General features: G+C 35.4%; 21 protein-coding genes and 1 riboswitch. Of the genes, 8 read left to right on the top strand and 13 right to left on the bottom strand.

What is annotated here, in order from left to right:
• Positions 1-201: 201 nt before the first annotated feature.
• From MKY04_RS01905 to MKY04_RS01880, 6 genes are all read right to left on the bottom strand, one after another.
• Positions 202-630 carry a phage tail assembly chaperone gene (locus MKY04_RS01905; protein ID WP_126294988.1) on the bottom strand — a complete coding sequence of 143 codons (429 nt, stop codon included), beginning with the start codon at positions 628-630 and terminating at the stop codon, positions 202-204.
• A gap of 183 nt (positions 631-813) precedes the next feature.
• Positions 814-1,323 carry a phage tail tube protein gene (locus MKY04_RS01900; RefSeq protein ID WP_221766334.1) on the bottom strand — a complete coding sequence of 170 codons (510 nt, stop codon included), beginning with the start codon at positions 1,321-1,323 and terminating at the stop codon, positions 814-816.
• 14 nt (positions 1,324-1,337) lie between these two features.
• A complete protein-coding gene (locus tag MKY04_RS01895) occupies positions 1,338-2,657 on the bottom strand; it encodes a phage tail sheath family protein (RefSeq protein ID WP_346235224.1) in 1,320 nt (439 codons plus the stop codon).
• 3 nt (positions 2,658-2,660) lie between these two features.
• Positions 2,661-2,978 carry a hypothetical protein gene (locus MKY04_RS01890; RefSeq protein ID WP_346235223.1) on the bottom strand — a complete coding sequence of 106 codons (318 nt, stop codon included), beginning with the start codon at positions 2,976-2,978 and terminating at the stop codon, positions 2,661-2,663.
• Positions 2,979-2,980: 2 nt separating this feature from the next.
• Positions 2,981-3,409 carry a phage tail terminator family protein gene (locus tag MKY04_RS01885; RefSeq protein WP_346235222.1) on the bottom strand — a complete coding sequence of 143 codons (429 nt, stop codon included), beginning with the start codon at positions 3,407-3,409 and terminating at the stop codon, positions 2,981-2,983.
• A 591-nt stretch (positions 3,410-4,000) separates the two neighbouring features.
• Positions 4,001-4,420 carry a LuxR C-terminal-related transcriptional regulator gene (locus MKY04_RS01880; RefSeq protein ID WP_246020372.1) on the bottom strand — a complete coding sequence of 140 codons (420 nt, stop codon included), beginning with the start codon at positions 4,418-4,420 and terminating at the stop codon, positions 4,001-4,003.
• A gap of 414 nt (positions 4,421-4,834) precedes the next feature.
• On the opposite strand from MKY04_RS01880, the gene MKY04_RS01875 reads away from it, so the two are divergent.
• Positions 4,835-5,269, top strand: coding sequence for a helix-turn-helix domain-containing protein (locus tag MKY04_RS01875; protein WP_126295035.1), 435 nt, complete (start codon positions 4,835-4,837; stop codon positions 5,267-5,269).
• Between the two features lie 13 nt (positions 5,270-5,282).
• Entirely contained in the window at positions 5,283-5,696 is a 414-nt protein-coding gene (locus tag MKY04_RS01870; RefSeq protein ID WP_346235221.1) for an ImmA/IrrE family metallo-endopeptidase, read from the top strand.
• 242 nt (positions 5,697-5,938) lie between these two features.
• Here the strand turns inward: MKY04_RS01870 and ltrA are convergent, their stop codons facing one another.
• Positions 5,939-7,069: a group II intron reverse transcriptase/maturase gene (ltrA, locus tag MKY04_RS01865; protein WP_421662332.1), complete on the bottom strand. Its 1,131-nt coding sequence runs from the start codon at positions 7,067-7,069 to the stop codon at positions 5,939-5,941.
• A 626-nt stretch (positions 7,070-7,695) separates the two neighbouring features.
• On the bottom strand, positions 7,696-8,592 hold the full coding sequence (locus MKY04_RS01860; protein ID WP_185807854.1) for a DMT family transporter: 897 nt from the start codon (positions 8,590-8,592) through the stop codon (positions 7,696-7,698).
• Positions 8,593-8,744: 152 nt separating this feature from the next.
• Between MKY04_RS01860 and MKY04_RS01855 the strand changes: the two genes are divergently transcribed.
• The gene (locus tag MKY04_RS01855) at positions 8,745-8,975 is read left to right on the top strand and encodes a DNA-binding protein (RefSeq protein ID WP_126296407.1); all 231 of its coding nucleotides are present in this window, start codon (positions 8,745-8,747) and stop codon (positions 8,973-8,975) included.
• Between the two features lie 82 nt (positions 8,976-9,057).
• On the opposite strand, the gene MKY04_RS01850 is transcribed toward MKY04_RS01855, so the two are convergent.
• The 3 genes from MKY04_RS01850 to MKY04_RS01840 form a co-directional block, all read right to left on the bottom strand.
• Positions 9,058-10,044 carry a homoserine dehydrogenase gene (locus MKY04_RS01850; protein WP_126296347.1) on the bottom strand — a complete coding sequence of 329 codons (987 nt, stop codon included), beginning with the start codon at positions 10,042-10,044 and terminating at the stop codon, positions 9,058-9,060.
• Between the two features lie 358 nt (positions 10,045-10,402).
• Positions 10,403-11,158: a hypothetical protein gene (locus MKY04_RS01845; RefSeq protein WP_126296348.1), complete on the bottom strand. Its 756-nt coding sequence runs from the start codon at positions 11,156-11,158 to the stop codon at positions 10,403-10,405.
• Complete coding sequence (locus tag MKY04_RS01840) at positions 11,159-11,740, bottom strand: RNA polymerase sigma factor (RefSeq protein ID WP_346235220.1); 582 nt, start codon at positions 11,738-11,740, stop codon at positions 11,159-11,161.
• Between the two features lie 338 nt (positions 11,741-12,078).
• Between MKY04_RS01840 and MKY04_RS01835 the strand changes: the two genes are divergently transcribed.
• Positions 12,079-13,218 (top strand): IS110 family transposase, encoded by a 1,140-nt coding sequence (locus MKY04_RS01835; RefSeq protein WP_346235219.1) that lies wholly within the window; start codon positions 12,079-12,081, stop codon positions 13,216-13,218.
• A gap of 197 nt (positions 13,219-13,415) precedes the next feature.
• Here MKY04_RS01835 and MKY04_RS01830 read toward each other — a convergent pair whose 3' ends face one another.
• A complete protein-coding gene (locus MKY04_RS01830) occupies positions 13,416-13,805 on the bottom strand; it encodes a hypothetical protein (RefSeq protein ID WP_126296350.1) in 390 nt (129 codons plus the stop codon).
• Positions 13,806-14,127: 322 nt separating this feature from the next.
• Positions 14,128-15,435, bottom strand: a complete 1,308-nt coding sequence (locus MKY04_RS01825; protein ID WP_346235218.1) for an O-acetylhomoserine aminocarboxypropyltransferase/cysteine synthase family protein — start codon at positions 15,433-15,435, stop codon at positions 14,128-14,130.
• Between the two features lie 113 nt (positions 15,436-15,548).
• Positions 15,549-15,658: riboswitch (SAM riboswitch) on the bottom strand.
• A 130-nt stretch (positions 15,659-15,788) separates the two neighbouring features.
• Between MKY04_RS01825 and MKY04_RS01820 the strand changes: the two genes are divergently transcribed.
• The 4 genes from MKY04_RS01820 to MKY04_RS01805 all read left to right on the top strand — a co-directional run bounded on the left by MKY04_RS01820 (position 15,789) and on the right by MKY04_RS01805 (position 18,603).
• On the top strand, positions 15,789-16,418 hold the full coding sequence (locus MKY04_RS01820; protein WP_346235217.1) for a glycerol-3-phosphate acyltransferase: 630 nt from the start codon (positions 15,789-15,791) through the stop codon (positions 16,416-16,418).
• A 126-nt stretch (positions 16,419-16,544) separates the two neighbouring features.
• Entirely contained in the window at positions 16,545-17,279 is a 735-nt protein-coding gene (gene nfsA, locus MKY04_RS01815; protein WP_346235216.1) for an oxygen-insensitive NADPH nitroreductase, read from the top strand.
• 155 nt (positions 17,280-17,434) lie between these two features.
• Complete coding sequence (locus MKY04_RS01810) at positions 17,435-17,872, top strand: hypothetical protein (RefSeq protein ID WP_346235215.1); 438 nt, start codon at positions 17,435-17,437, stop codon at positions 17,870-17,872.
• Positions 17,873-18,234: 362 nt separating this feature from the next.
• Positions 18,235-18,603 carry a hypothetical protein gene (locus tag MKY04_RS01805; RefSeq protein WP_346235214.1) on the top strand — a complete coding sequence of 123 codons (369 nt, stop codon included), beginning with the start codon at positions 18,235-18,237 and terminating at the stop codon, positions 18,601-18,603.
• Positions 18,604-18,642: the final 39 nt, after the last annotated feature.

The following is an 18,642-nucleotide window of genomic DNA, read 5'->3' as shown; positions in this document are numbered from 1 at the left end:
ATTAATATTAACGTCTTTTTCTTCCTTTACCCTTTCGCTCCGCCTCTTTTCTTGCTTTTTTCTCTGCTTCGATTTTTACTTGAATGGATGCTATAACAAATGCTTTTTCAAGACGTGGAAGGTTTAAATATTGCGACGGTAATAGTCGAAGCTTATGCAGCACATAGTGCGCGATATTTGCATCGCTATCACCGTCTTCAATTAGTTTTTTGCTTCTTCAACTAGGTCATCCATACCTACATCAAAGCCGTTTACCTCCTGGGTAATTTTCTTTACCTCAGTAAGTTCACCAGGAAGCAGCATTTTTTTGAGCAACGCTTCTGCTCCCATGACACCATAGGATGACTGAAGCTCTGCATCGTTTAGATCCGGATATTTAATTGTTGCCACCGCATTTTTTAAAGTATATTGTTCAAAGTCAACTTCCGGCATCATTAAACCTTTTTTTCCTGGAACAGGCATACGCTTCGTACATGCTTTTCTATTTGCAGCATCAACTTCTCCGTCAATTGCACCGAACTTCCATGGAATCGGCTTTCCATTTGCATCTTTAAAACGTTTAGAAATTACATGTTCTTCAACCTTTACCTTTTCTACATTTTGTGCAAAGAATGCTTGTAAGTTACTCATATTTTCATCATTTCCTTTCAAATTTGATTATAAAAAGGGGCGTCTCATATAGTATGGGACGTCCCTTTTCTGTACCGAAAGCGAAGCGTCAGGTACAAAATTTTTATACAAAAGTATTTCTATATCAAGAAAATTCGTCCCAGAAGTTTGTGATACATACTTCTGGGACAGCCCCAAGAATTTTTACATAATATCCAAAATTGAGAATCGTTCTGGCATTTCCCAATCTTCAAAAGTAAACTCGAACGAATCCTCAAGGTATTCTGCATCAGCATCAAGCAACGCTAAAATACCACCATCTAAGTTGCAATCTTTCAATACAATTGTTTGTCGTCCAACTGTAGAAGACTTATCCTCATTTGTTAACTGAATATCAAAATATAAATCTTCTCCCGTCTCTTTATATCGATAAAGCATTTCACGGAAGATTGAAGTATTAAAGTGGAATGTTGCACTGCCAGTGTATTCAGCACCAGTTGCCTTGTTTCCTTTACCGACTTTGCCTAAAATCGGTACTTGTGTTTTCGTTTTCCCCATATCAGCTTGAATATTAATTAACTGAGCGAAGTTATAACGCTGATTATCAATCGTTACAAATGCTTCACCCTGAGATCCACTGATTGAATCTCTCGCATGCATTGTTTCAGCAAAAAACTGAAGATCTAACGGTAATAACATATTCATTTTTTTCATCTGACGATTCCCCCTTATGCTACTGTTGTAGTGATAAATAGTTGAGACATAGCTACAGTAGGCTCTACTATTTCGTTCACTATAACTGATTTCTTAGAATTTCCTTGTTCAACCGTTACTTGTTCTGAAGCAAAATTTTGAATTGCACGGATACTTTGTAATTCTTTACGATGAGTTACAATATCAGACCATAAAGAAACACGCCCTGATTGGTCATTTGGAATATGGCCAAGATAGCGCGTGTTAAATAATGCTGCAGTATCAATTGCAATTTGATCTAGAACTCGAATTACTTGATTCAATGAGAAATCTTCATTCTTATCAGATCTAAATGAAGTAAATGTATTTATATCTTCTAGCACTCGAATTTCATTGCCAACACGATGGAACACATATTTACCAGACGTAAGTAATGCTGAAAGCTGCAAGTGAGTTTTTGCTTCTGACATATCAAGCGTATATTCACCATTGTATTCCTTGTTTGTATTGGATTTATTTATTGCAACGCCAGCCTGTGCACCAACTGCCCAATAAACCGCACCAAATACTTCCTCTCCTTCACCAATTGCATCATTTTGAACATCAATGACACCTTCATGGTCTGCTGCACCTAATTTGTGGCCAACAAGTTGGAACTTCGCCCCTGCTTCATCACGCAGACGTTTTGTGTAAGCAATAAATAAATCTTTAACCGTTTGTTCAGATGAAAGACAGCCTAATGTATTAAAACCATATGCTTCTAGTGCATCTAGAGCATTTTGATATGCTGATCCATTCACCGTTCCATTTGTACCGCCAATCAGAGGTGTACCAGCTGTTACTTCTAATATTGCATCAGCTTTAAAAATTACAAAGTCATTTCCTACTAAATCAGCAGCAACTGCAATATCTTTTTGCTCATCAACTAATGATGTTCCTAAGTATGTTTGAACATCAAATTTCGTTGAATCATCAACGTTCTCTTGAATTACAATTTTCAAATCATTGCCGCGTGTACCTGCATACTTTGCTTCTGCATATGCATTTGATGCTTTGGCAGCACCTTCACCAATTCTAAATAAATAAGCGGTATGTGCATTTTTGAAAACATCTCGAATACCTTTCAATTTTGGATCTGTATAATCATAACCAAGGATATTGCGAGAATTCTTCTGTAAATCGTCAGCCGTAAGGGTAAATACTCCTCCATCAACTCCCCAATCTAATGCAATTGGAAGACCTACATATCCACGATCACTAAGATTGCTAAACGCTCTTTCTGCTGAAATAAAATTATGATAAGTACCCGGTAATACTTTATTTTGTGTACCTAATGTTCCTCCACCAAGTCCCATATCTTATCCCTCCTGTTTTTCAAATGTTTGTAAATATAATGCATACAAAGATTTTTTATCTTTAGCTTCTGAATAATTAATTGATTTATCTTGAAGATATGCTTCTAGCTCTTTTTTCGTAATATCCCCATAGTCTTTCTTAACAAGAGGATTTCCGTCTTCATTTTCAATTTTCCCTCTACCATAAAAAGCCTCTAATGCAGAGTCTACTTCAGCAATGGTATAAAGTTCATCATCTTTCAAGATAGCATTAACAATATCTTGTTTACTTTTATACCGATCGCTGTTGGCAATTCTGGTTTTTGAAAATTTCACAGTCAATTCTACGCATCTCCTTTTAAAGGTTGATGTTGTTCTAATGATTCCATAAAATCTTTCGCTTCAACTTCTTGTAAGAAGAAATTAAAGTTCATATAATTATGCAATACGCCGTCCACCGGTTTACTATTAGCCCCTGTCGAACGTAATTTGGAATCATTGAATAGCGTTATTTCCTTAAGTGCTTGTTGAACCTTTAATGACATATTTGCAAGTTCTACAGCACCATTTTGCGGAAAATACTTCACATTAAAAAGTGTAGTGATACGCCAACGCTTACCGATTTGTTGTTTTTGTTCCAGGTTTTGGAATTGAATAAAAAAACAAGGCGTCTTAACTTCTTGCGGCAGTTCTTCGACGTATTTTTCATAATCACTTCCGAAAACTTCTTGAAGCTTTTGAGAAATAGCAACAATGATATCGTTAATTTCCATTGAATCCCTCCTTTTAAGCTTCATGAGTTACTTTTCGTTGCTTGCTGGTGTTCCATTAACTCAGCTTTAAGTATCAATTAGCTGATTGGAACAGTTTTCAACCATTATAAAAAGCAGCCATTTCCTCAAATGACTGCTTTCTAATAGAACATATTATATTTTTGTTGTAAAACCACTTATAGCAACTCCTTCCATAATTTAATTTTTATGTTTTTAAATTATTTCATAATAATCCCTCCTTCTAATTCACTTGGACGGTTGTATTATCATCGATCGCTTTGTCCATTTCCCTTTGTTATAGGAATTATGACAAGATCGATTTATTTACCACTTCGTCCTACCTCTATTCTAATTGTGAAAGCTACTATTTTTCAATCTTTGGAACTATTGGAACATTTGTAACATCTGGCACATTTGTAACAGTATATTTATGCCTTATAAATTCATCATTTTACTTACTTGTATATCTGTTAAATTCCTTAATTAGTTTTCTAGAATCTTGAATGTTTTGAGCGGTATACGGAAAGTAATAATTTACGTATTTAATTTAACAACTTCTTCAAAGAAACAAAAAAAGAAGCGACCCAATCGTCACTTCAACATCATGTCTAAAATACGTTCCCTTATTCTTTGCACACTTGTATGGCTTATATTTAGCTTTTCCCCTATCCAACGGAAAGTCATTCCTTCTAATAGCCAATAAAGCACTTCATTTTCTTTGTCACCTTGAACCTTTTCTATTAAATTTTGAACAAGCAGTAATTCATCCTTAACTGCTTGTATTTCCTCCTCACGTTTTCTCTTAATTTGTACATGTCGGAAAACAGGATCACTATTAATACCAACAGCTCTTGGCAACGTTGATTCTACACCATATCGAGATATAGAAGCTGATGGTGACATTGAATTTATTTCTTTCGTCAATCGTATATACTTGGACATATTTTCATTATATCGTTTGATTGCTCGGTCAAGTTGGTATCGATTTAGTTTAATTTGTTCTTTGCCCATAATAATTACCCCCTAATTTAATTTCTTTTATTAACAGACACATTTCGTGTCCTTTTTAGTTAAAAAAATTTTTCCTTTATAAAAATTGTTAATGACCTGCGATTATTTTGGCTATTCTTAAAGATAGTGTTATATTAGTTTTTCTATTGAACCTAATATTTGAGGCGATATATTCAAATTAAAACCAGCATCAGTTCTAGTTTTGTACCTCTCAGTTCAATTAAAATGTTCTACTATCTATATGAGCTTTTCAATTATTCCACTAGAAAGAAACATTTTGTTTCTTATATACACATAGTAATTGAAACATTATGTTTCTGTCAATATATATCAGAAACTTTTTGTTTCCCTTTTGTATTCTTAATAGAAACAACAAGTTTCTACTTATATAATATTCTTAGTGAGGTGAAACAAGTGTTTGGTCATAATCTAGCTAAATTAAGAAAAGAGAAAAATCTAAGCCAATACGAATTAGCTGAAAAAATGGGTTTTTCAAGAGGGCAAATATCCAACTACGAACAAGGTACTCGTCAACCTGATTTCGATACGTTGCAAAAATTTGCTGATTTTTTTGAAGTCTCTACAGATTACCTATTAGGTAGAACCCAATCTAATCTTCCAGAGTTGACGCCAAAAGAAGAAATAAACATAAAAAAAGACTTAGAGAAGATTATTAATAATTTAGAAAATCCAACTGACGGTTATGCACACTTTGATGGACTTACAATAGATGATGTAGATGAAGAGGACCGAGAGTTGCTAATTGCTGCTCTTGAAACGTCTATGCGAATTGCAAAGCAAATAGCTAAAAAGAAATATACCCCTAAAAAATATCGAAAAGAGGATTAAATGGAGGGGGTTTATGAATAACTTCCAGGAAGTAATCTCTAAATTGGTAAATAAATTTGGAACAAATGACCCTTTTGAAATTGCCGAATTAATGGGCATACAGATTATCTATTTAGATCTAGGAAACACTTATGGTTTTTATCGTGTCTATAAAAGAGTGAAAACTATCGTCATTAATAATAAATTAAATGAGTGGGAAAAACGGTTCGTGTGTGCTCACGAAATTGGACATGCTATTTATCATCCAGATTTAAACATTTCATTTTTAAAAAAGAATACTTTTTATTCTGTAGAAAAAATCGAAAGTGAAGCCAATAGGTTTGCTGTCCATCTCCTTCTCTACGCTAAAAATTTAGAAGATTATGATACCAAATTTGCTATTTTAAAAGAAAATGGAATTCCTTATGAGATGGAAATGTATTTATAATTTTGCAGGAAGAAAAAAGCAACCTACCAACTAGCTCAAAAAATATAAGTGGTTTTATGGAACAAATTTTAGAGATTTCCTTATAAATTAACATAAAAACAATGCATATTGATCGGCGAATTTAATCGAGTAGGAGGGAGTGATTAACTCCCGACCTCTCACACCACCGTACGTACGGTTCCGTATACGGCGGTTCAATTAAGATGAATAACGCAAAGTTTCGTAACGAACTTTCAGACTTTTCAGCCCTTGGCTTTCCCAATAGGAACTTTCAACCGAGTAAGATTTCTGACTCTTGTTTGAGGTTTCTTCCAATTCTTCCATAGACACATCCTTAATCTTCTTTTAATCCAGCTATCTAGTGATTTGAATATGGAACTCGTATCTGCTAATGCAAAATAACCACACCACCCCATTAGATATTGGTTTAACTTCTCGATTCTGTATTCCATGGAGTATGGCATCTTTCTTGAGGTAATCTCTCGTATTTTCTTCTTCATTCGAACTAAACTTGTTTTCGCAAGACGAACCTTTGGTTCTTTATGATTCGTGAAACTAAAACCTAAGAACTTCCGATTCCAAGGACGGTCTACTGCTGATTTCTTTTCGTTTACTTTTAAACGAAGTTTTCCTTCGATAAATCTTTGTACACTCGCCATTACTCTTAGTCCCGCACGTTCTGTTTTCACATAAATATTACAATCATCTGCGTATCGAACGAATTTATGTCCACGTTCCTCCAACTCTTTATCGAGTTCATCTAGAACTATGTTTGAAAGTAAAGGACTTAAAGGTCCACCTTGTGGTGTTCCTTCTTCTGTACTTGAAACCACTCCATTTATCATGACACCGGCTTGGAGGTATTTACGAATAAGTTTTAATAAAGGTTTATCTGAAATTCGTTTCGCTAATGTTGCCATTAGTCGGTCATGATTGACCTTATCGAAGAATTTCTCTAAATCCATATCAATCACCCATCGATAACCTTCCTTTATATAACCCTTTGCTTTCCGAACGGCGTCATGGGCGCTCCTGTTTGGACGGAATCCATAACTCTGGTCCGAAAATGTTTTGTCATATTCCTTCGATAAAATCTGCGAGATAGCTTGTTGAATCAAACGGTCTGTCACGGTTGGGATACCTAGTAAACGCACACCACCATCTGGTTTCGGGATTTCGACTCGACGTACTGGTTGCGGTTCATAGGTTCCATTCAAAATCTGCGATTTAATGCTTTCCCAATTTTCGAGAATGTGCTGTCGTAAGGTTTGTACGGGCATCATATCTACTCCATGGCTTCCTTTATTCGCTTCAACTCGCTTTAGCGCTTGTATCATGTTTTGCCGTTCGAGAATTTGATCCAACATCACCATTTCGTTCCTTTCCGTGATTAGCTTATCTTCTTATGCCCATCTGAACTCCACCCTCCGCAAATACCCTCGTGGGATTCACCACTACTTTCTAAGCGTGAGGTTTCTCTGTTTTCTGTGCTTATTCATTCTAGATGGAAAGCCAAGGGCTAATCTCTCTCAATTGTTCAGTCCTTCCGAGTAATTCTAGACCTACTCGTACTATGACCTCTGCTGACTTCTGACAGTTCAGCTACTTGTCTCCAAGTAGGTTATGAAGGGTACTTCACGTTTCTGTCAGACCTCCCCGGGTAAGCGCATGCACTTTCACACCATCTATCCGCCTCATTTACTTGATATGACCTTCGACAGAAGGAACTTTGTTTTGTAGCGCAAACTCATTCAATCATACCTAGCCTTATATGAGATTCGTGTTCCTCGGACCGGTGTTTTGCCTCCAGCTTCCTTCAGATTCCGCGTCGCCACGGACACCCTTGCTCTTAGCTAACCTCTACTTCTGTCTTCGGGGTTCGGGACTTGCACCCTATAGTTCATACGCATGCCGGGCGCACGCTAAAAGTGGCCGCCCGAAAAGTTTATTTTTGGACGGCCACTTTACATAACACAAAACTACCTTACGTCGTAGTCTTTTACTCATCATTAGTAGATATATTTTCATCAATTGTTTTTCTGCTTCCAACCGTTAAAACAATGATTCCTCCAAGCAGCATTGCCACGCCAATCCATGAGGTTGTGCTTAAGTATTCTCCGATAAAAAATACACCTAGAAGTGCTGCTGTTAGAGGCTCTGCCAAAGATAGTGTAACTGCTGAAGAAGAAGTGATTTTTTCTAAACCCGAAAGGAAAAATATGTAGGCTAAGCTTGTAGCGGCTAATCCCATAAATACCATTGGCGCAAAATTTTGCCCTGTGAACACCCAAGAAACGCCATTACCTGAAAATGGCAACAATATAAGTGCACAAATGGTAAACGTCATCGCAACAGCCGGCAAAGTCTCTTCTCTCTCTGTTAACTGTTTACTGCAATTTGTATAAAAGGCAAACATAAGTCCTGCGCTTAACGCAAGTAAAATACCAATAGGATGGACTGTGGCTTCTCCTCTATTAACAAATAAAAGAATGCACCCTATTATCGCTAAAGCAGTTGCTATGCCCCAAATACGGTTTGGCTTTCGTTTCCAAAAAAGCCATTCAACAATACCTGAAAAGACCGGTGAACTTCCGATTGTTACTACCGTCCCTATTGCGACTCCTGTAAAACGTACAGATGTGAAAAATAATGATTGGAATAACGCAATCGTAAGCGCTGCAAGTATGGTCCATTTCCAAGACCAGTTTTTGAAACTAATCTTACGCATAGCAAAAGCAGCTATTAGTAATACGCCTCCCCCAATTGCCGAACGTACTGCTGCTACAGCAACCGAAGAAACACCTTCTTGTAAAAATGTTTGGGTTGTTCCGACTGTGCCCCATAACATTGCAGCAAGCAGAACAAATATGTAGGGTAATAGATTCAAAACTTTCATCTCCTTTGCCTATTGTTTCCTTCTTTATTACAATTATGCTACCATAACTTTCAAATACACTAATCTATTATTTTCACTACAACACAATATAGTGATATTTGAAGAAAATTATTTATAATAAATATATTACAGTTAGAAAGGGGTCATCATACGTGTATAAAACAGTTTCTGAAACGGCTAAAGATATTTCAATGCCAGAAGAACAAGTACTCCGCTACATTTATGCTGGCCGTATAAAGGCTGTTCATGATGGAGAGCAGTTTCTAGTAAACAGCGCCCAATTCGATACGTATCATGAACAATTAGAACGACTTAAAGAAGAGATTGAAATATGGCGCAATACTCCGATTCCAGAAGATATCGATGTAAAAGATGAGGATTAATCCGAGAGGATGGAAAATAAAAATTCATCCACCCACACTAAAAAACATCTTGAAGCGTACTCAATACGCCTCAAGATGTTTTTTAAATTGTTACAACAAAGCCAGCACGTTTTCCAATAATCTCAGCATAATCCTCAACCATTACACTTGCCGTTGGATACATCCCTGCACCCGGACCAATTAGAGTTAATGTACCGATATAATTTGTTTCCATTGTAACTGCGTTAAAAACATCATCAATCGGATATAACGGATGCTCTTTATCTACAAGCATTGGACCAACTTTTGCATAAATCGTTCCATCTGCACGTCTTTCAACTTCTGCTACATGACGGTAGCGTAATCCTTGTGCTGTTGCTTCCTGTACCTGTTCTGACGTAATGTTATCAATTCCAATTACTTCAACATCTGACCAGTTCGGCTGCTCACCAAATGCTAAAGCAGATAAAATCATTAACTTTTTAAAAGCATCTTGCCCCGAAACATCATTATAAGGATCCGCTTCAGCATACCCTAAGCTTTGCGCCTCTCCTAGGGCTTCATCAAATGACCATCCTTCTGCGCGCATCTTCGTTAAAATATAGTTGGATGTTCCATTTAAAATCCCTTGAATTTTCGATACATCGTTTACTAATAAAATATTTTTCATTGTCTTAATTACAGGTACTCCGCCTGCAGTAGTTGCTTCAAAGCCGACAAATACACCATTTTTTTTTGCCAACTCTTGTAATTCAAGACCCCTTTTTGCAAACATCACCTTATTTGCAGTAACAACGTGGCACTTATTTTCAACAGAACGTTTTAAATATGTAAATGCAGGTTCCTCATTTACAATTGCTTCAAATACAACTTGAAGTCCTTTTACTGAAAGAACGTCATCGATGCTATCTGTTAATAAGTGAGCTGTTCCGGGTACTCGTTCTATAGACGTATCTCGAACTAGAATTTTAGCAACTTCTAATTCTAACCCTAATTTTTCACGCAGCTCTTCCCTTTTCTCGTTTATTATATGGTAAATTCCTTGACCAACAGTGCCAAAACCTAAGATGGCCGCCTTTATTGTTGCCATTCTTTACTCGCCTCCATCTTTACTGAACATTCTTCATCTATTTCACTTTGGCGGTTTTTTATTATTTTCCCAACCCATGTTAAAAGTCCTCTTTAACATGGATTCGCCAGAAAATTATCTGCAATTAGCTAAAATCTTTTATTAATTGAAGATAATAACAAATAATTCGAAAAATTTTACATAAGAGAATTTTATCTTATATTTTGAAGGAACTCAAGAAGATTCTTCTCAAGAAAGACAATTGTTTTTTTAAGAAGGGCAAGAGGGTTTTATAATACTTTTTAAAACAGTATTAATTTATTAAAAAATGTCTCTATTTGTAAGAGACACTTAAAACCCTCTAGATATTTTAATCATTTTATTTTTCTACAATTTCAAATTCCTCTAACATATAGTAGAACCTTGCACCATGCCCTTCAGCTGCTTCGAGGAAATATTTTAAATCGAAAACAAAGCTTCCATTTTTCCCATTTGAAATAATATACACTTTATTCACTGGACTATCCCATTCATTTCCATCAATTGCAGACACTAATAATCCATTAACTGGTTCTGTTACTGTCTCTATTTCTTTAACTGTTTGAAATGTATTATTTAGTTTTTCTGTATATTGAGCAGCTAATTGTCCAGGTGTTTTGTCGACTACTTGCAAAATCGACATTGAAACTTCTGGGTATCTTTCCTCTAAAGGAATCTTAGGAACAATTATATCAAAGCCTTTTTCGTTCACAAGTTTATAGCGTTCTTCATCAATGTAAATAATATAATCTGAACGATCCTGTAAAATTACTTCATGTTCTTCTGGCTTCCCTTCAATTTCATTGACTACTTTCTTTTCTGGTTCAAAATATTTCAATACTTGATTGACAATCGCCTGCCCGGTATTTGTACTTAAAATAGAAAAAGCAAATATAATGACAGCAGCTATTACACCAATTCCAATTAATTTATTTTTTATTTTTCTTTTTTTTGCAGTTCTACTCTTCTTTATATTATCCTTCTCTTTTAGATTCAGCTGTGATTCTATCCTATCCCATATTTCCTTTTTTTCACTCAATACATAATTAGTATGATTGTGTAATGCTTCTTTTATTTCACGCTCAAAATTTTCCATCTAACTCCCCTCCTCGTTGCAATGTAGGAAGTGTTTTAATTTTTTTCTGCCATAAAATAATCGAGATTTAATGGTATTTATATTTTCGCCTAAAATTTCAGCAACCTCCTGTTCTTTAAAACCGCTTAGATATTTTAAAATAATAGGAATCCGGTTATTTTCGTCCAGATGTTGAATGGCTTTATATAAATTTTCGTACTCAACAAAATGATTTAACTTATCATTCGTTTGCTCATTTTGTTGCACCGAATGATTAATATCCATCCCAACGCTTAAAACACCTGAATTCTTTTTTAAAATTCGGTTGCACTCATTTAGGAGAATTTTGTAAAACCAGGGCTTAAAGGTTCTATTACAATCGAATAAATGTATATGTTGATAAACACGTATAAAAGTTTCCTGAACTGCATCCTTTGCATAAGATTGCTGAGAATTCATAACAACTTTTGCAGCACGGTAAGCAAAATCGAAGTAGTTATCATATAATTCGTGAAATGCTTGGCTGTCCCCATCTTGTATTCTCCTAACAATCTCTTCATCACTCATTTTTACACACCCTTTCATGGGGGCTTTTATTGCCATTTATATAAAATACCCTCCACTTTACGAAAAAGTTTTCAGTGGCATGAAAAAATTAATGAAATTTGTTTGCTGAATTTATATAAATAAACAATCATGAGTTTTTTACACCCAACCCTGGCATGAAAATAAGTACCTTCGGTTCATAATGGTAATGACACAAACAGGATGTAAGACGTGGCTTTTTTTGGTGGCTTTGACCCTGTAAAATAAACTGTTTGAGTGAATTTGGTGTTCAACCCTTTGTTAGCTCCACTTGATAGTAGGATGACTACGTACAGAAAAATGCTTATCTTCAAATTCACTCACTGTTTGTGATCTTAATGAATCGGAGTGATTTCATGGAAGTATTTATTGAGAAGTGTGCAGGTTTAGACGTACATTCAGAAACGATTGTAGCTTGTGTTATTAAAGGTAATCATGAAGACGAAATGTATATAGAGACCGAAACATTTCCAACACTCACAAAAGATTTATTTAGGCTTTTAAAATGGTTAGAGGGACATGAAGTTACACATATTGCAATGGAAAGTACGGGTGTGTATTGGAAACCTGTATTTAACATCTTAGAAGATTTCTTTGATATCACGTTAGCTAATGCCCAGCGAATTAAAAATGTACCCGGAAGAAAAACAGATGTTTCAGATGCAGAATGGATAGCGAAGTTATTACGTCATGGTTTGATAGAAAAGAGCTTTGTTCCCCCTGTAAATATTCGTGAACTCCGAGATTTAACGAGACTACGTAAAAAGTGGATTAGTCATTTAGTTTCAGAGAAAAATCGAATCCAAAAGGTATTAGAAAGTTCAAATGTCAAACTAAGTACAGTAATCTCGGATGTATTTGGTGTATCAGGTCGAAAACTATTAAATCGATTAATTGAACAAGGCTATGTCGACGAAACGGATGTAGAAAAAGATATTCATGGGAAGTTGATTCCGAAAAAGCAATGGATTACAGATTCCTTATTTGGAACAATAAATGAGCATCAAATCTTCCTGATTCGTCAGTCCTGGCAACATATTCAATACTTAGAAACCTTAATTTCAGAAATCGAAGAACGGGTGGATCAACTACTTCAAAATTATCAAGAAGAACTACAGTTGTTAATTACCATACCAGGAATAAGTAAAGATACTGCAGCTGTAATTATTGCAGAAATAGGAGTAGAAATGGAACAGTTCCCGACATCTCAACATCTTGCATCATGGGCAGGAGTTTCACCAGGGAATCACGAAAGTGCTGGGAAAAGGAAGAGTACACGTACAGTGAAAGGAAATCCTCATATAAAATCCGCTATGTGTGAAGCAGCGTGGGCTGTTTCAAGAAGTCGAAATCGATGGCTGGCAAACAAATATTGGTCATTAGCAGCACGAAGAGGAAAGAAAAAAGCACTCGTTGCGATCTCGCATCGAATGCTTCGGGTTATTTACTCCATGTTATTAAACAAGGAGCCTTATAAAGAACCCCAAATGTCATAACTTAACCAAAACCAAAAAGTAATATACAAAGTTACCCCACAACAGGTAGCTCTGCTTTCTTATTGGCTTTTTTCGGTCAATTTAAGAATAAACATATTTGATTAATAGTATTCAAAGACCGAAGGGATTAATTATTTTCACAGAAAAAAAGCCAGTACATTTTGTACTGACGTTAAAAGATGTTAAATGGGAATAAACTATGATACTTTTTTCAAAATAACTTCGCGATACTTTGCAATAATATTATTTATCAGCATCTGCTCATCGGCTGTAAAAGCTGGTACACCATAAGGTCGATGGACAAGCTGGAACTTTCCATACTCAAGGTGCCACTCTTTTGCAGGTATTTGCAAATGGCATTCTCCACATTCTTTATAAGCCTCATACACTTCTTTAACTGCGTATTTAGATGTTGTAAGAGATGAAACATTTTCCGAAAACGCACTATGCCCGAAACGGCTTTTCCAATCCATTTCAACTTTAGCTAATAAATGTTGTAATGCTTCCGAGTTGATAAAAACCCTTTGTTCATTTAGTTCATATATAAAATATGCTGCGATATTTTGAGCACTGTAGATGTTTCCCATTTAACATACTCCTTCTTATGTAATGTGTAGCAGTCTGAGGGGTAAGACTGCTACATGTAAGCAACTACAAATCATTCAAAAGCGGGAGATGCTAATGAATTGATGCATGAGAGTTGATAAATAAATTGACCACAAAATTCTATCAATTCCCTCTACACAATAGTATATTCACCAATCTCTTAAAAGTCAATAAAACAAATTAAATTACTAGGTTTTAAAATAAGTTATGATTTGCCTAATGAATGGCTTAAGGAAGGTTGGCAGAACAATTATTACGCGAATGAATGCGGATTAAATTGTTCTCACCAATCCTACAAATTATTTACGCTTGTGTTTGAGCTACACCTTCACTTGATGCAACATTAGATAAAGCTTGATCTAAATCAGCAATGATATCTTCAACAGCTTCTAAACCTATTGATAAGCGAATGAGCTCCTCAGATACACCTGCAATTTTCAACTCTTCACGTGATAGCTGTTGATGAGTAGTTGAGGCTGGATGAATTATTAAAGATTTTGCATCCCCTACGTTAGCCACGTGAGAGAACAATTGAACACTGTCGATAACTTTGCTTCCGGCTTCACGGCCACCTTTAATGCCAAATGTAAGCATAGAGCCGTAGCCATTTTTTAAGTATTTTTTCGCCAATGAATGCGATGGGAAGTTTTCTTTGCCAGGATAGTTTACATATTCCACGAATGGGTGGTTTTCAAGATATTCTGCAACCTTTAATGCATTTTCTCCATGCTTTGTATAACGCAAATGAAGCGTTTCTAGGCCTTGCAAGAAGTTAAATGCACTATCAGCACTTAAAGTTGGACCGAAGTCTCGCAATAATTGAACTCGTAGTTTTGTAGCAAATGCCGCAGCTGCTGTATCAATTCCATAACGCAGCCCATGGTATGATTCATCCGGCTCAGTAAATCCAGGGAAACGGCCTTGTGTCCAGTCAAATTTACCGGCATCTACTACAATACCTCCGATTGTTGTACCGTGTCCTCCAATCCACTTAGTTGCAGAATGAACAACTACATCTGCTCCAAATTCAATTGGATTGCATCCGTATGGGGATGGGAAAGTATTATCAATAATTAGCGGAAGTCCATGCGCATGAGCAATTTCCGCGATTTTCTCTATATCTAAGATATTTAAGCTTGGATTGCCTACTGTTTCAGCATAAATTGCTTTTGTTTTATCAGTGATTGCTGCTTCAAAGTTTTGTGGATTAGTTTCATCTACAAATATTGTTGTAATGCCATAGCGAGGTAAAGTATTTGCAAATAAATTGTAAGTACCACCGTACAGAGATCCAGCCGAAACAATTTCATCGCCTGCACCAGCCACATTTAAAATCGAAAATGCAATTGCTGCTGCACCAGATGAGACAGCAACCGCAGCAGTTCCTCCTTCTAAAAGGGCAACACGCTGTTCGAATACATCAACTGTTGGATTCATAATTCGAGAGTAAATGTTGCCAGGTTGTTCTAATGCAAATAATTTACGAGCATGTTCCGTATTTTCGAAAGCATAAGCGGTTGTTCGGTAAATAGGTACTGCAATTGCCCCAGTAACCGGATCCGGCTTTTGACCTCCATGAAGTAATTGTGTTTCTGGACGTAATTGTGACATGTTTCTTCCTCCTTTTTTATTTTAGATGGACGATCTTATGAGGAGGAGATTCGGAAAAACAAAAAGCCCTCTTCTTTTAAGAAGAGGGCTCGCTGACTGAGCAATTTTTCCTCCCCTTATCTTTCAGATCTAATTAGAATCTGTAGGAATTAGCACCTTTGCGTTAATAACACCGGTTGCTGGGCATCTTAGGGCCTAGTCCCTCCGCCTCTCTGGATAAAGGTATTTGATTCATGTTCCATCGTTGAGTTAACTATAATCCAAGCAAATTACTATGTCAACTATGAATTTAATTTTTTTGAAACTTCTTAAATATTAAACGAGTATACTGTAATAGAAAGGAGGTTTATAGATTGCTATTTGCATTAATTGTCGTCCTTATAATCGGTTATTTTATCGGATGTATTCATGGATCAAATGCTGCGAGTTTATTGTCAGGAGTAAACTTAAAAGAAGTTGGCCATGGGAATGCGGGTGCTTCAAATGCAACCTTGTCTCTTGGCTGGAAGTATGGTGTGCTTGTAGCTTTAATTGACATCGCAAAAGGTGTTGTTGCCATCTTATTACTTCGATTAGTCTTATTAAATTACACTAGCTTCTCAGAAAGCGAAATTTCAATTCTGCTGTTTATTATCGGAGCAGCTGTCATACTAGGTCACAATTTCCCTATCCACATGAAATTTCGTGGAGGGAAAGGAACTGCTTCATTAATTGGAATATTTATCGCATTAAACTGGAAATTTGGGTTATTAGCAGTATTAGCTCTTATTATCACTAGCCTTTTAACAAATTATTTAATTATCGGCGTTTTCATCCTATATGTAATTTTTTGCATTAGTGCCCTAATAATTGAACCGACAATTTGGCCATTTTTCATTTCTTTAACATTATTTTTCGTTGCATTTTTCCTGCATTTTGAAAATATAAATCGAATGCGTGTAGGCACTGAACCAAAGTTAACAGCAGCTTTTAAGAAAAAATAACTGCAGTGCTTAGCAAAGTTTTATTTTTGTAAAGCTAAGCAAAATATACTAATATAGCCTTATGGGATTTTGCTCATAAGGCTATTTTTATTAAGAAAGTACCAAATTCAAAGGGGAGATAACAAAATGTCAGTAAAAGAATTATTACGTAGTCATTCATCCGTACGAAAATATACAGGCGAACCAATTCCAAAAGAAAAGGTTATTGAATTAATAGAAACAGCTCAAATGGCAGCAAGCTCACATTTTGTACAAGCATACAGTGTCATCTGGGTTACAGATGAAGAAAAGAAACAAAAACTTGGTGAATTATCTAAAAATGATTTCCAATTTAAAACTGCAGGCGCTTCATTTTTATTTTGTGTAGACTTCAAACGCTTACAAAAGGCTGGTCAAAAACATGGAGTTGAGATTGTTGCAGATTCTGCTGAAAATGTATTAGTTGGTGTAGCTGATGTTGGATTATTCGCCCAAAACTTTGTTATTGCAGCTGAAGCTGAAGGATATGGCATCTGCTATATTGGTGGTGCTCGTAACAACCCAGCAGAGATTAGTGAACTTTTTAATCTTCCGGAGTATGTTTTCCCACTATTTGCAATGACAATTGGGATACCAACAAAACGCAATGAAACAAAACCTCGTCTTCCAGTTGAAGCCGTTCTTCATGAAAATGAATACAATGTAGAAAAGTATGATTCTTTACTTGATGAATATGACTCAATTATGGAAAACTACTATGCAAGCCGCAGTTCAAATAACAAAGTTGCCAACTGGACGAAACAAATGGCAGATTTCTTAGTTGAACAGCGCCGTCCACAAATAAAAGAATTTTTAGCATCAAAAGGATTTAACTGGAAATAAAAGGAATTAATATGTGACTAAAGAGAGAACTTACTTGTGATTAATTAAAAAGTAAGTTCTCTTTTCCATAAATACGGTAAAATAGTAAGCTAATCTTCTCTTTATTTTTTTGTTAAAATAATAAGAAAGTTTGTGAGTTTGAAAGGATGTTTTCTATGAATGGAGATAAACAAGTTGCGATGTTTTTAGAGCGACAGCATATAAAACATGTTAGGCATTATTATCGTACAGTTGCTGAAGTAAACGTAGAACTTGCAAAAATACATAAAAATATAGAGGGAAATATAAATAAAGATAAATACAAATTCGCCTCTGAATATGTAAATCAATATGTCTCATATACAACTATTTGGAATATGAAGTTTGTTTATAACTTAGAAAATCCAGAGGTTGCTTTACTTCAAATATTCCATTTAGACTATATATTTATGAATGAACCAGAAAATTCATTTATAAAAGAACGAAGAATGCTTCTTGAACAAAAGGAACAATTCTTTAAATTAAAGCCATATAAAGAAGAACATATTGAAATTCGAAAACATAAGATGCTTCAATTTATTACAGAAAAAGAAAACGAGTTATCCGAAAAATGATCATAAAAGAAGATACGTACAGTCCTCCTTGGCCTCATCAATATGTCCAGACATTAAAGCAAAAGTTTTCTGTCCTATGCCCCTCCTTCATGCTTATAAAACAATTTACTCGCAGAATGATACTTTAATGAATCATCTCTCTAGCTAATATGCAAATACTATCAATTAAAATTCGACCACAAGCATTAGAGATTTTCTCTAAGCTTGTTTTTTATTTGCAATCCATGAGAGTGATATTTGTAAGAGATTTATTAAGCATAATAGCTAAATAATTTGATTTAATGAATAATTAAAACTAAATTAAAGGAATTTTGGTACAATGTGTTAAATTTAATCGAAGATACTTTAAGGAGTGAAAAGATATGCCAATGGAGCAAGAAACGATGGGGCTGTTAATAGCCGGTTTTTCATCCATAATGGGTGTAGCATTCATTATAGTTTTAAGATTATTATTTTCAAAAAATCGCAAATTATATAGACCTGCATATGGAATGGTATTAGTGTATCTAGTATTTTTTAGTTTAGCAGTTATCCAAGTCCTAAACGCAATAAAATTAGATATAAACCACCCAATGGCATCTGAAGAAATATCTTTAAAACTTGGCATCGCAGGAGTTCTTTGGGCTATTAGCATGTTATTTTTAATGCTTGGTTTAGTGAAATTTTCAATCAATAAAAAAACATTAAAAAAAGATCTTCATGTTAAATCTAAAAAACCCCGCAAAAGTTAGAATTATGTCTAACGTTTACGGGGTCAGATTCTTTTTTAG

Source organism: Lysinibacillus telephonicus (genome assembly GCF_039654155.1).
Taxonomy (GTDB): Bacteria; Bacillota; Bacilli; order Bacillales_A; family Planococcaceae; genus Ureibacillus; species Ureibacillus telephonicus.
Note: the sequence above shows the minus strand (reverse complement) of the source record. Positions and strands in the feature narration are given on the sequence as shown.